The 12,472-nt window shown below is 70.3% G+C and carries 10 protein-coding genes and 1 pseudogene; 5 read left to right on the top strand and 6 right to left on the bottom strand.

The window, feature by feature from the left end:
• The first annotated feature begins 110 nt into the window (after positions 1-110).
• Both OHS70_RS36260 and OHS70_RS36255 read left to right on the top strand, forming a co-directional pair.
• The gene (locus OHS70_RS36260; RefSeq protein ID WP_328404748.1) at positions 111-1,424 is read left to right on the top strand and encodes an ATP-binding protein; all 1,314 of its coding nucleotides are present in this window, start codon (positions 111-113) and stop codon (positions 1,422-1,424) included.
• The gene (locus OHS70_RS36255) at positions 1,421-2,548 is read left to right on the top strand and encodes a tetratricopeptide repeat protein (protein ID WP_328404746.1); all 1,128 of its coding nucleotides are present in this window, start codon (positions 1,421-1,423) and stop codon (positions 2,546-2,548) included. The genes OHS70_RS36260 and OHS70_RS36255 overlap by 4 nt, the downstream gene beginning before the upstream one ends.
• A gap of 80 nt (positions 2,549-2,628) precedes the next feature.
• Here the strand turns inward: OHS70_RS36255 and OHS70_RS36250 are convergent, their stop codons facing one another.
• The 4 genes from OHS70_RS36250 to OHS70_RS36235 form a co-directional block, all read right to left on the bottom strand.
• Positions 2,629-4,002 (bottom strand): pyridoxal phosphate-dependent decarboxylase family protein, encoded by a 1,374-nt coding sequence (locus OHS70_RS36250; protein ID WP_328404744.1) that lies wholly within the window; start codon positions 4,000-4,002, stop codon positions 2,629-2,631.
• 245 nt (positions 4,003-4,247) lie between these two features.
• Complete coding sequence (locus tag OHS70_RS36245) at positions 4,248-4,622, bottom strand: peptidoglycan-binding domain-containing protein (RefSeq protein WP_328404742.1); 375 nt, start codon at positions 4,620-4,622, stop codon at positions 4,248-4,250.
• 1,194 nt (positions 4,623-5,816) lie between these two features.
• Complete coding sequence (locus tag OHS70_RS36240; protein ID WP_328404740.1) at positions 5,817-6,866, bottom strand: polyprenyl synthetase family protein; 1,050 nt, start codon at positions 6,864-6,866, stop codon at positions 5,817-5,819.
• On the bottom strand, positions 6,863-7,927 hold the full coding sequence (locus tag OHS70_RS36235; protein ID WP_328404738.1) for a tetratricopeptide repeat protein: 1,065 nt from the start codon (positions 7,925-7,927) through the stop codon (positions 6,863-6,865). Before OHS70_RS36235 ends, OHS70_RS36240 begins: the two co-directional genes overlap by 4 nt.
• Before the next feature lie 763 nt (positions 7,928-8,690).
• On the opposite strand from OHS70_RS36235, the gene OHS70_RS36230 reads away from it, so the two are divergent.
• Complete coding sequence (locus OHS70_RS36230; RefSeq protein WP_328404736.1) at positions 8,691-9,125, top strand: subtilase-type protease inhibitor; 435 nt, start codon at positions 8,691-8,693, stop codon at positions 9,123-9,125.
• 112 nt (positions 9,126-9,237) lie between these two features.
• Here the strand turns inward: OHS70_RS36230 and OHS70_RS36225 are convergent, their stop codons facing one another.
• The gene (locus OHS70_RS36225) at positions 9,238-9,444 is read right to left on the bottom strand and encodes a DUF4236 domain-containing protein (protein ID WP_328404734.1); all 207 of its coding nucleotides are present in this window, start codon (positions 9,442-9,444) and stop codon (positions 9,238-9,240) included.
• A gap of 390 nt (positions 9,445-9,834) precedes the next feature.
• Here OHS70_RS36225 and OHS70_RS36220 point away from each other — a divergent pair, with 390 nt between their 5' ends.
• Positions 9,835-10,776 (top strand): aminoglycoside phosphotransferase family protein, encoded by a 942-nt coding sequence (locus tag OHS70_RS36220; RefSeq protein WP_328404732.1) that lies wholly within the window; start codon positions 9,835-9,837, stop codon positions 10,774-10,776.
• 121 nt (positions 10,777-10,897) lie between these two features.
• Here the strand turns inward: OHS70_RS36220 and OHS70_RS36215 are convergent.
• Positions 10,898-11,311: pseudogene (locus tag OHS70_RS36215) on the bottom strand (hypothetical protein); the annotation flags it as partial.
• Between the two features lie 388 nt (positions 11,312-11,699).
• On the opposite strand from OHS70_RS36215, the gene OHS70_RS36210 reads away from it, so the two are divergent.
• Entirely contained in the window at positions 11,700-12,407 is a 708-nt protein-coding gene (locus OHS70_RS36210; RefSeq protein WP_328404730.1) for a hypothetical protein, read from the top strand.
• Positions 12,408-12,472: the final 65 nt, after the last annotated feature.

The following is a 12,472-nucleotide window of genomic DNA, read 5'->3' as shown; positions in this document are numbered from 1 at the left end:
CGGTGGCCCACCCGCACAGCCGTGGGCCGTCGGCCTCCTCAAGACAGGCCATGTGTCGGGGCACATGGGCACCTGAAGGTCCCACGTGTCGCATACGTAGAGTGTGGGCCATGCTGGCGGAATCTCCACTGATACAGAGTTTGCGTACGGCCGTGGCGGCCGCGCCCGACGATGTGCCCCTGCGGCTGCACCTGGCGGAGCTGCTGCTGGATGCGGGGCACACCGACGCCGCAGTGGCGGAAGTTGCCGTGACACTGCAGCGCGCGCCCGGTGATGTTCAGGCGCGCGAGCTGATGGCCCGGGCCATGGGCGCCCCTGCGCCCGGGCCCGATGACGCCACGGCTGCCGCACCTCCCCCGGCCTCCCCCACCGCCCCGCCGCAAGCCCCGGCGCCCGAGCAGCCTCCGGCACCCGCCCCGCAATCCACCGTGGGCTTCGACTGGACGGCAGCCCAGGACCAGGTCGGCGATGTCGTGCCGCCCCGGTTCACCGAGGCGCCGCTCACCGTGGACGGCAAGGCCGATCCGGGGGATGCCGCAGCCTGGGACGTGGAGCTGCCCGGGACCGTCCGCCTCGTCGATGTGGGCGGTATGCAGGAGGTCAAGGAGCGCCTGGAGGCCGCATTCCTGGCACCGTTGCGCAACCCGGAGCTGCGGCGCCTGTACGGCAAGAGTCTGCGCGGCGGTCTTCTGATGTACGGGCCGCCTGGCTGCGGCAAGACCTTCATCGCGCGGGCCGTCGCCGGTGAGCTCGGGGCGAGTTTCCTGTCCGTGTCGGTCAACGACGTGCTCGACATGTGGATCGGCAACTCCGAGCGCAACATGCACGAGGTCTTTCAGACCGCCCGCCGCCAGGCGCCGTGCGTGGTGTTCCTGGATGAGCTGGACGCGCTCGGCGGCAAGCGCAGCCGCACGCAGAGCAGCCCCATGCGCAACACCGTCAATCAACTGCTGACCGAGCTGGACGGCATCGACGCCGGAGCGAACGAAGGCGTGTTCGTACTTGCCGCGACCAACGTGCCCTGGGATGTGGACATCGCTCTGCGTCGCCCCGGCCGACTGGACCGGACCTTGCTGGTGCTGCCGCCCGACGGCCCGGCGCGGGAGGCGATCCTCCGCTATCACCTGCGCGACAGGCCCATCGAGAACGTCGACTTGAGCAAGCTGGTCAAGGCCACCGACGGCCTGTCCGGCGCGGATCTGGCCCATTTGTGCGAGGCCGCGGCCGAGTACGCGCTGCTCGATTCGGCCCGCACCGGAACGGTGCGCTTGATCGGCATGCCGGACCTGCTGGCCGCGGCAAGGCAGATCGTGCCCTCGACCGAGCCGTGGTTCGCGGCCGCCCGCAACGTGGCGATGTACGCGAACGAGGGCGGGATGTACGACGACCTGGTGGCCTATCTCAAGAAGAAGCGGAAGCTGTGACCACACTGCACCCGACCGTCGAACGGGCCCAAGGCCTCATCGAGCTCGAACGCTATGACCAGGCCGAGGCGCTCCTGGGGCAGCACCTCGCCGAAGACCCCGGCGACGTACGCGCCTGGGTGAAGGTCGGCTACTGCCATCTGAACACGCAACGGCCCGAGCAGGCACTGGAGGCTGCCGACCAGGCGCTCGAACTCGCGCCGGAGGACTACGGCGCACTCATCCTCCGCGCTGAGGGACTGATCCGGGTGCCCAGCAGGTCGTGGCGCGAAGCTGAGCCCGTACTGCGCGAAGCGGTTCGCATCGACCCCCACCACTGGTACGGATATGCCATGCTCGCGGACGCCGTGACGCGCATGTCGGTGGTCCGTTTCGCCCAGGCGACCGGCGCCAGGAAGATCGAGTACCACGAGTTCGAACACGTCACCCGCGAGGCGGCCGACTTGGTCTCGGTGGCGCTGCGCCTTGGCCCCGAGGAGGTCTACGCCCACGAAGTGGCCGAGCGGATAGCCGGCTTCTCGGGCAACAGCAAGGCTGTCGACCAGCTCGAGCGCGCCATCCTCCGGATCGACCCCACCCACTCGGAGGCTCTGGCTGCTCAGACCAGGAAGGCTGCCGACGCGCCGGGCGTCAAGGCCGGCCGGGCCGCCGACCTGTACGCCGGCGGGCTCGCCGCCGCTCCGGACTCCGACTCGATGCAGCGTGGCCTCGACCAGGCCACGTACCGCATGCTGCGCGGCGTGCGCTGGCTCGCCCTGCTCTGTCTCGGCCTCGCCGGGGCGATGACGGACCTGTTCGCCGTCGAGGGCGAGGTACAGCGGGAGTTGCCGCTCTCGCTCGGCCAGCGCCTGTGGTATCTCGTGCCGATGACCGCCATCTGGATCGTCGGCGCCCTGCTGCGTTACCGCCGACGGCGCACCGGCGTCCGGCTCAATGTTCAGTCGCTGATGCGCCGCGGTCGGTGGGCCCGTCTCGTGGTCGTCCAGGCGGCCTGGTCCATGCTGTGCGCGTTGCTGATCGCCCAAGTCCCTTGGACCGACCGGCTGTTGCCCCAGGTTCTCTTCTGGGCAGGGCTCACGCCGACGTTCGCCACGATCTGGTTCGACCGGAAGAAGGCCTGCTGATCACCCGTCGGAGGGCAGACAACCCATCGAGGCACCCCTCGCGGTCGGTCACGGAGCGTGTCGTGTCATGTCGTGTCGTGTCACGGTCTGGCGGCCGCCGCGGCACGGCGGATGGCGTCCAGCGTGCGACGCACGTCGTCGTCGGTCGTGGACCAGTTGCTGACCGAGATCCGCATGACACGGCGATCGTGCCAGACCGAGCCGCTGATCCAGGCCGTGCCGTCGTCGAGCAGCCGGGCGAGCACCTGTTCCGTGCGCGCGTCATCGCCGAACGTGGCACAGACCTGGGTGAAGATCACGTCGTTCAGCACTCTCGCCCCGTCGATGTCGGCGATGCCGGCGGCGAATGCCGAGGCGTGCCGGCACAGCCGCTCGACGAGCGCGGCGACTCCCGACCGGCCCAGCGACCTGAGCGCGGCCCAGACGGTGAAGGCCCGGCCGCGCCGGGACAGCTCGGGGACCTTCTCGAAGGAGTCGCCCCGTTCGTCGTGGATGAGGTAGTCGCCGCGCTGCCCCATCGAGGCCCGGACCGTCGAAGGATCCCTCACGACGACGAGGCCGCAGTCGTAGGGGACGTTCAGGGTCTTGTGGGCGTCGGTGGCCCAGGAGTCGGCCTGCCCGCAGCCTTCCGTCAGGTGTGCGTAGGCGGGGGACGCCGCGGCCCACAGACCGAACGCGCCGTCGACATGCACCCACGCGCCGGCCGCGTGGACGGCCTCGACGGTGTCGCCGAACGAGTCGAAGGCACCGGAGTGGATCTCTCCCGCCTGGAGAACCACGATCGTCGGCTGTGCGTCTGCGGTGGTCAGGGCCTGCCGCAGCGCGTCGGGGTCGATGCGCCATTGATCGTCCGCGGCGACCAGTTCGGGCTCGCCGAGTCCGAGATAGCGCAGCGCCAGGTCGATCGCCATGTGGCGGCCCTCGCCGGCGAGGACCCGTACGCGGGGCCCGCCCGTGAGCCCGTCACGGGCAGCGTTCCAGCCGGCCCGTCGCAGGACCGTGTCACGGGCGGCGGCGAGAGCGGTGAAGTTCGCCGTCGTGGCGCCGGTGGTGAAGCCGACGGCGCTCCGCGTGGGCAGCCCCAGCAGGTCCAGCAGCCATGCCCCGGCGATGTCCTCGACCGCGGTGTGCGCGGGTGTGACCCGGCGCATCACGCAGTTCTGGTCCCAGGCGCTCACCAGCCAGTCGGCGGCCAGTGCGGCCGGCAGGCTGCCACCGATCACGAATCCGTAGAAGCGGCCGCCGGGAAACGCGGTGAGACCCGGCTCGCAGGCGGTGGCCAGCAGTTCCACGACGTCCGCGGGCGAGCTGGGGCCGTCCGGCAAGCCGGGGCCGAGCGCGCGCACGACATCCTCGACCGAGGCACACGCCGGAACCGGGCGTTCGGACAGACTCGCCAGCCAGCGCACGGCATGGTCGTGTGCCCGCTGCAGCGCTGCCTCGCGCGCGTCCATGTTTCGGACTATGAACCTGCGGGCCGGGGCCCGCAACACAATCCCTCCGTCAGCTCCGCGTTTCACCGACGCGGTCAAGGTCGTCATACCGCCGGCTGAGGACCACGGTCAGGCTCGCGTCGCGCGCGGCCGCGGGCGACCGGCAGTCCAGGGCGACGACGGCCGTGCGCGGCGGCTCGGACTTCCGCGGCGGCCGGCAGAGGGCGGGCAGGAGCGTCCCGGTGGTCCCGGGGTGGTCGCGCTGATCATTTGGTTCGCAGCATAAGAGCGTGGCGGGTGTGGTCACCGTAGACGCCGGTCTCGTCGCCGAGGATGCCGTACCGCTTCTGGAATCTGGTCACGGCCGCCCGGACCTCCGTGTCGTATCGGCCGCTGATCGCGCCGCCCTCGTAGATGTTCGGGACCTGGAGCAGACGTACCTGCAACTCGTACACGCCATGGCCGCTGTCGCCCTGGCGCAGCACTCCTGTGCCTGGGATCTCGGGGAGCGGGGGAGCCGGGCTGTCAGGGAGCGTGGGAGCCGGGCTGTCGGGCAGCGGCCGGCCCAGTTGCCCCGACGGCGGGGAGGGGACCACCGGTGCGGGATCGTCGTTGAACAGGAGCGAAGAGGCGAGGATCAATCCGCCGGCCGCGACCCCTCCGATGGTTACGGCACGACGCGTGTCCTGCCGGTCGACGAAGGTCCGCCATCCCCGACGTCTGTCCCTCGCGTGCGCGCGGGCGGGCGACGGTGATACTGACGAAGGCGGGGCGTCGAGTTGGCCCGGGGGCGGGGCCGGGCGTTGGGGCGTGGCGGACCCGGTGGTGTCCGGGCGTGGGCCGGCCCCGTAGTGTGCGCCCTCCTGCACGGGGGCCGGGGGCAGGAAGGTCACCGGCGGCGCGGCGTGCGTCGTGCCTGCGCCGTGCGCCACAGGTGGCTTTCCCACCCTCGGGGGCGGGACAGGCTCCAGATGCATGCCGCGCGACCAGAGCTGCTCCGCCGCCCCGTCCTGCGGAGCGTCGGCCCGGCGTAGGCGACCGGTGAGGGGCGGCTCCACGGCAGGCGGCGAGGTGCCGTGCGCAGGTGCGGGATCCAGGCGCGCGGGCCCCCGCCTCACCGGCTGTGCAGGTCGGGGTGGGGGTGGGGGTGGAGCCGAAGGCGGGGACGGGGTCGGGGCAGCGGAGCCGGCGTCCCTGGCTGGTTCGCCGCGTTGACGCCAGGACGGCGGCGGGCACTCGGCCCGGCCCTCCTGACCGTCGAACTTGTAGAGGTCGGCGCGTGCGGCGTCCAAGGCGTCCAGCACGGTCTGGAACGAGTCCCGTATCTCTTGGGCGACATCAGGACCTGAACGGTGAGCTCGCTGAGGTTCGGGGTCGTTGGATCCCACTGGCGGTCTCCTCAAACAACGTCCGTGGAATGTCGTGTCTCGGACAGACCAGCGATGCCTTTCGATGTCGGGTGGTGATCGCAGAAGGGTTGTGACGGGCAGCTGGGCTGCACGGGGCGGTCTTCGCTGTTCTGTTGTGAGGCGATACGCAGCCCGTGCGGTCTTGTCTCATCCCGCCTTCCAGGATGTAGCGCATATCTCGTCGCGTTCCTCGAGGAGTTGACCGCCTGCGGCAACCGGCCGGGCGCCGGCAGCCTCCCGCCGGTGGGCCGGCAACTCCCACCGCGGACGCCGACGCGAGCAAGCAGGGAAGGTCCACCGACAAGGGCTACGACTGCAGAGACCCCGCAGCTGCTGGGACCGCCGCCGCTGGACCTTCGCGGGCAGGTCCCAGGCCGTGGCCACGCCCGCGTCCGGGCGCGGCCTGGGCATGCGTGTGGCGGGCCGTCACATTCTGCGGTCGATGAGGAACGGCACGAGCGTGAGGATCTCCTCGACCGCCATGGGTACCAGCGGAACGCTCGTCAGGCAGTCGCGGGCGCTTTCCAGGTGGTGGTGGGCTTCGGTCAGGGTGGCGGAGCGTCCGCCCGCGTCCTCGATGAGGTCGGCGGCCCGGCGGGCGGCGGTGTCGTCGAGGGGTCGGTCCGAGGTGAGGAGCGCGACAAGACGCCGTGCGGCGGGGCTGTCGGTGGACAGGGCGGCGAGGACGGGGTACGTCTTCTTCAGCCGGCGCAGATCGTTGTGGACCGGTTTGCCCGTGACCTGCGGGTCGCCCCAGATGCCCAGCAGGTCGTCCACGGCCTGGAAGGCCACCCCAAGATGCCGGCCGGCCCGGGCGAGGGCGTTCACGGTCGGGACAGGGGCCCCGGCGAGCACGGCACCCAGGCCGGTGGCGCAGCCGAGCAGGGCGCCGGTCTTGTGATCCGCCATGGACCTGTACTCGTGCGGCAGTACCGCGTCGGGACCCGTCCAGGGCCGGGATTCGAAGAGCAGGTCCTCGGCCTGACCGCGCACCAGGTCGTTCAGCGTCCCGGCCAGATGCCGCACCGCTGGTGCACTGTGTACGTTGCGGGAGCCGGCCAGCGTCTCCACGGCCATGGCGAAGAGCGCATCCCCTGCCAGGACCGCGGGGCCGGTGCCGTACGCCCTCCAGACGGCCGGGCGCTGCCGCCGGGTCTCGTCGCCGTCCATGATGTCGTCGTGCAGGAGCGAGAAGGTGTGGATCAGCTCGACGGCGACCGCGCCGACGACGGCGTTCTCCCCGGGCGCGCCGGCGGCCTCGGCACAGAGCACGGTGAGCGCCTGACGTACTCCCTTGCCCTGCGAGCCGGGGGTGGGCGTGCCGTCGACGTCGCTCCAGCCGAGCGAGTAGGCGGCCATCTCGGCCGGCCACGGATGAAGACGCTGGACGGCTTCCGCGAGGGAGGGCCGTACGAGGTCGCGGCAGCGGGCGAGAATCTGGGGTGCGGTGGTCCGGGCTGTTGCCGGCGGTGTCATCGGTGGCCGCCTTCCTCGGCTGCCGGGGTGGCGAGCGGCGCTGTTCCGAGTTCGGCGTGCGCCTTGTCGACCATGTCCCGGGCGTGACGCAGACCGATCCGGTCGAGAGTCCGGCGCAACTCGTCCAGGTCCGCCGCGGTCTCGGCGCGGTCGCGGCCGAGATGGGCGAGCGCCTTGACCAGCCCGAGCCGGGCCAGTGCCTCGCCCCGCGGCTCGCTCATGGCGCGGAACTCGGTGAGCGCCTCCTCGTAGACCTCGCGAGCTTCGTCGTAACGACGGGCCCGGAAGAGCACGTTGGCGCGCATCTTGTGGTTGTAGGCGAGAGCGCTGGACAACTTCATCTCGCGGCAGGTGAGTTCGGCCTCGGCGAGCAGGGCGAGGGCGCGTTCCGGGTCGTCGTCCCGCAGGGAAACGATGTCGGCCATGCCGCGCAAGGCCCATGCCCGGCCGCGCCGGTCGTCGGCCTTCCCGGCTATCTCCGCCGCTTCCTCGAACATCGCAAGGGCCGTGTCGTAGGAGCCGGTGTTGCGGTGAATCTGCGCGATGCCCTCCAGCGCCCACACGGTGTGACGTGCTTCGCCGCGTTTGCGCGCCTCGGCGAGCAGTTGCTCGTGCAGGACGGCGACGGCCTCGTAGTCGCCCTGGATGCGTCCGGTCTCCGCCAGGCCCGCGAGGGAATATCCGCGGGCCACGATGTCGCCGCCGCGCTTGCCCATCTCGGCGGCGAGCCCCAGCAGCCGGAAGGCGAGCGCCAGCGCGCCCCTCTGGCGGGCGAGCGTGCCGCCGCTCCACAGCGCCCAGGCCATCGCCCCCATGTCACCGGCCGAGCGGGCGGCCCGGTAGCTGGCCTTCCACGCCTGATCCGCTTCCTCGACGTTGCCCAGTCTGCGGTGTGCCTCGGCCACGGCGAGCCCGGAGCGTGCCACCTCCTGCTGTGAGCCGGAGACCTGGGCCGCCCTCAAGTGCTGGATGCCTTTGGCGAGTACGTCCGTCAGAGAGGCGTTCACCGACAGATCGGTGAGGGCGCCTTGGTACTCGGGTGCGAATGCCTTGCTGTGCATGGGTGCCTTCCGTGCGCGGCCAGGACGCCGACCGCCGCGCGACTATACACAGCATGTATACATTCTGCGTATAGTCGCCTGGCGCTCTGGGCCTGACACTTGGGAATCGGGGAGCCGCCCGTCACCTTCGGCGGGTGCGGCGAACGGCCTTGCTGTGGATCAAGACGGCCGCCGCATGCTCGGGGTTGCTCGTCGCGGCAAGATTCCCTCACGTAACCGGAACAGCGGCATCAACCCCACGACCCGACAGGGCACGAGGAACGCCCGCGGCCACGGCGGACGTGAGGCCCGGCGGGCGCACGGCGCAGCAGCGCCTGTCGCCGGCGGCAGACGCCACCCCGGGCCGCCGCCACGGCCCTCTCACGGCCGCCAGCACGGGCCCTTCGCCAGAGCGGGGAGCGCCGCAGGCAGGAGCCGGCGTCTTCCGCCACCGCCAGGATCCAGGGACGCATTCGGGGCCGTCACGTGTGAAGCGGGCGAAAGAGGAGGGTCTTTTCGGCCGAGGTGGGGCGGCCGACGCCAGGGTGGTGCGTCGTCAGGCGGCTGGTGGGAAGACGGAAGGGGCGGTGCGAAGGCAAGGGAACCGTGTGCCAGGAGGGGTGTTCAGCCGGAGTCGCAGACCCCCCGACCTCGAAGGATGGGGATACCGGCCATGCGCCGACGGAGAGACGTGTCCAGGAAAGACATGTCCGATGTGCTTTCAGCTCATATGTGCGCAAGGCTCCTTGGCACCCCCTGATGTCTCGAACAAAGGAGTGATCCCATGCGACGACTCGCGGGAAAGGCCCTGGGAGCCGCAGGGCTGGTGACGGGCATGAGCGTTCTGTTCGCCGGCCCGGCGCATGCCGAGGCGGCCCAGCCGAAGAGCCTGTACGCACCGTCGGCAATGGTACTGACCATCGGCAAGGGAGAGAGCGCGCGTAGCGCGACAGTGCAGCGAGCGGTGACCCTGCGGTGCAACCCGGACCCCGGCGGGGACCACCCCGACGCACCTGCCGCATGCGCGGAGCTGCAGAGCGTGGAGGGGCGACCCTCGCTGCTGTCGAACGACGAACCCTCTCGCTACTGCACGCGGATCTACGATCCCGTCACGGTCACCCTCGACGGGGTGTGGGAGGGACGCCGTATCTCCCATGAGGCGACGTTCCCCAACAGCTGCGTGATGCAAGGAGAGGTGACTCAGCTCTTCAGCTTCTGAGTCGCCCTCGTCTGCCCGGCCCCGGCATTCCGGGGCCGGGCCTCGGTCTTCAGCTCCTCTACGTCCCTGGCAAGCAGCAGCGGATCGTGTCGGAGGGTGGTGCGGGTGCCACCTACTGACCGGTCCGGCGCCGACGGCGCGTGGTGCGGTGGAAGCCGAACGGTCCGGGCAGGTTCACCGACGTGGTGCGCTGTCCGGTGCTGCTGATGGTGTGGCGGGGGCCGTGGCCGCCCCCGAGAGTGATGGACCAGGAACCGCGGCCGATGATGAGGCGGACGCCGGGCAGGATCCGGAAGCTCTTGCGGAAGGTGAAGGGCACGGTTTCGGGCTCCAGACGGTCGAGTGCTGCGGGTCAGGCAATCCGAGGGGCGCCGGACTCACGGTACAAGCCGCGCCGTTCTTCACTGCCGACCCCGGTGCGGGGCGGCGAGCCGCGTCAGTCCGGCGACGTGAACGCATCGCCGTGGACCGGACGCCTCCACCGGGCGATCGCATCGTCTCCTCCCTCTTCCTGCGCCGCCTCACGCACCCGCCCCGGCACCCCGACGCCGCCCGCACCGCAAGGACACCGTTCCCGCCACCCGACACCCGGAAGGCACCCGGACGGACGAGTCCTACCGTTCACGCGCTCGCTGCGCAGGGCGGCACAAGCCCGCCACCGGCATCAGGCCGCCTGGTGGCGGTGTCGGGCCGGCCGTAAAGTGCCCCAATGATCGAGATACCGGAGACGTTCGCGCGGAGCACTGTCGAGCGGGAAGGAGAGTCTGGAGCGGCATGGCTCGCCGGACTGCCCAGGATCGTGGACGAGTTGCTGGGGCGCTGGCAGTGTGTGCCGGACGGCGATGTCATGCACGGGGGTGTCGGGGTCATCGTCCCGGTGCGACGGCCGACCGGGGGGGGGACCGCCGTGCTGAAGGTGTCGTTTCCACATCCCGGCAACGTGTATGAGCCGGACGCATTCGTGGCGTGGCGTGGACGCGGAGCTGTTCTGCTGCACGAGCGCGACGACAAGTGCTTCGCGATGCTGCTCGAGCGGGTCCGGACGTCGACACTGGCGGAGGTCGAGGACGGCGATGAGGTGGTGACGGTCGCAGCGCGGATCAATCGCCGGCTGGCCGTCCCCGCGCCGCCCGGCCTGCCCCGGCTGCGGGAGCAGGCCGACGCCTGGGAGGAGCAGCTACGCAAGGATGCCGAGGAGCTGCCGCACACACTGTCGCGTCATGTGGTGGACGCCGCCGTGGCGACGGTCCGCGAGCTGGGCCGTGTCCAGCCGGACATCCTCATCCACGGCGACCTCCACGCCAGAAACATCCTGCGCGCCGACCGTGAACCATGGCTGGCCGTCGACCCCAAGGGGTACGCGGGAGATCCCGCTTACGACGGCGGCACCCTGCTCAAGTCGCGCGCGCTGACGCTCCTCGAAGCGGACGACCCGCCCAAGGCTGTCCATCGCATTCTTGACATCTTCGCCGAGGCTGCGGAACTCGATCGCGAACGCGTCCGGCGTTGGGCCCAGTTCCATGCCGTCCAGGCCGCGTTCTGGGGCCGCCGCCACGGATTCCGCATTGCCCGCAGCGGACCACAACTGGACTCGCTCACCGAATTCGCGGATCGCCTGGCAGACTTGCTCACAACAGGCTCGTGTTCGTGATCTCCGAAGAGCCCGGCAAGATCTGAGATCCGCGCCACCCTGAGAGGGCTCACCTCACCGAGCAGTGGGAGCCGACCCGATGGTCACCACTCGTGCCCACTCGGGCGGCGAGTCCGGGACGTAGTCTGATCCGCTGACCGGCATCCGCCCAGGCCGGCGGAGTCCGGGCCACGAGGTGCACCGGGTACGGGCCGTCACGCCCCGCAGCGTCGTACCGATCCAGAGCGATGGTCAGCCCCGGGCGCAGCAGGCCGTCAGGAGCGATCCTCGGCATGTGCCAGCGCAACAGGTCAGGAGCCAGATGGCGGAGATCGGCACGTACCTGGGCCGCGAGTTCCTGGCCATAGGTACGCCCCACGAAACGCAGATCGAGATCGACATCGACATCGACGCCTGCGGCGGCACACGCTCCTGCCCAGTCCCCGGCACAACGGCGGCCGGTCGCAGTCTCGATCATGGACGGCGGCACGGCGAACTCTCGCACGCGCAGCCAGAAGGAAAGGCGGGAATCCCCATTCACAGTCGCAGTGAGCATCAGCACTCACCTTGCGCGGACGGGACCCCCATTCTGCCAACAGAGTGAGTCATCATCGCGGGGAGCGTATCGCTCCCTCACCCTGATCTGCCACGTGTTTGTGAGAACCGGTCCCCTGCGGGGGATAGGCAGGCAGTGCACGCCAACTTCGCACTTGTAGCTCGGCTTCGGTTCGGGAATGACACCCGGCGATGACGACTGAGATCGTCGCGCTGCCCGAAAGACCGTTCGCGGATGCGTCGCAGCGATGCCGGGTCGAGCGGTGGGTACTTCTGTTCAACCGCGCCTCAGACAGGTGCGAATCACAATGCAGCCCGTACCCTGCATCACAACACCCCTGCATGTCACAGCAGACGGCGTGCACAGCCGACCCCATCAGGAGCGCACCATGACAGCGACGGCAGACACGAACAGCATCGAGTCGACAACGGCGCTGCTGCAGGCGGAGCTTCCCCAACTCGAAAAGCATCAGCAGACACTCGAAGAACACCTCGCCGCGGTCTCCCAACGACTGGAAGCGGTGCGCAGCGCGCTGTCCGCGCTGAACGCGCTGTCGGCGGCCACTGTTCCCCAGCCGCGTGCAGCTGAGCCGCAGACCGAGGCTGCACCGTCCGTGCCGGACGAACCTGCCACCGACACCAAGCCGGAGCCGACGTCGGCGGTCGAGACCGTATCCGTGCCGGTGGACGAGAGCACTGCCGCCGCTCAGACCACGACGGACCAGACTCCCCCGACGACGAACAAGACGACTGGGGGCTCGAAGAAGAAGGCCGCGCCCAAGAACTCTGCGAACGGCAAGGCGGCGAAGCAACCGTCCAAGAAGCAGACCGCCGCCAAGGCCACTGCGACCAAGGCGGCACGGCGCACGCCCGCCTCCGAGGCCGTGGTGGCAGGCAGCGGCCTCACCGACCAGGTCATCGCCGTCCTGGCCCGCACCCCCGAGACTCCGCTGCGCGCACGCGACGTCGCCGAGGCACTCGGCCGCGATGACACCACCGGCAACATCAACACCATCCGCAGCACCCTCGACCGCCTCATCGCCACCTCCCGCGCCCACCGCGCCGGCCGCGGCCTCTACCAAGCACCCGCCAACTGAACCTCGTCCCAGACAGCGCCGGTGCTGTGACAGCGGGACTGCCACAGCACCATGCCTGTGCGGAT

The sequence above is a fragment of the Streptomyces sp. NBC_00390 genome (genome assembly GCF_036057275.1).
GTDB lineage: Bacteria > Actinomycetota > Actinomycetes > Streptomycetales > Streptomycetaceae > Streptomyces.
The sequence above is the reverse complement of the archived record's forward strand: the minus strand, read 5'-3'. Positions and strand labels throughout refer to the sequence as shown.

What these genes read in the sequence shown, in the direction of transcription:
- OHS70_RS36260 (WP_328404748.1), top strand. Translation starts at nt 111, where the DNA reads ATGCTGGCGGAATCTCCACTGATACAGAGTTTGCGTACGGCCGTGGCG.
- OHS70_RS36250 (WP_328404744.1), bottom strand. Translation starts at nt 4,002, where the DNA reads ATGGACGCGCGCGAGGCAGCGCTGCAGCGGGCACACGACCATGCCGTG.
- OHS70_RS36240 (WP_328404740.1), bottom strand. Translation starts at nt 6,866, where the DNA reads ATGACACCGCCGGCAACAGCCCGGACCACCGCACCCCAGATTCTCGCC.
- OHS70_RS36235 (WP_328404738.1), bottom strand. Translation starts at nt 7,927, where the DNA reads ATGCACAGCAAGGCATTCGCACCCGAGTACCAAGGCGCCCTCACCGAT.
- OHS70_RS36230 (WP_328404736.1), top strand. Translation starts at nt 8,691, where the DNA reads ATGCGACGACTCGCGGGAAAGGCCCTGGGAGCCGCAGGGCTGGTGACG.
- OHS70_RS36220 (WP_328404732.1), top strand. Translation starts at nt 9,835, where the DNA reads ATGATCGAGATACCGGAGACGTTCGCGCGGAGCACTGTCGAGCGGGAA.
- OHS70_RS36210 (WP_328404730.1), top strand. Translation starts at nt 11,700, where the DNA reads ATGACAGCGACGGCAGACACGAACAGCATCGAGTCGACAACGGCGCTG.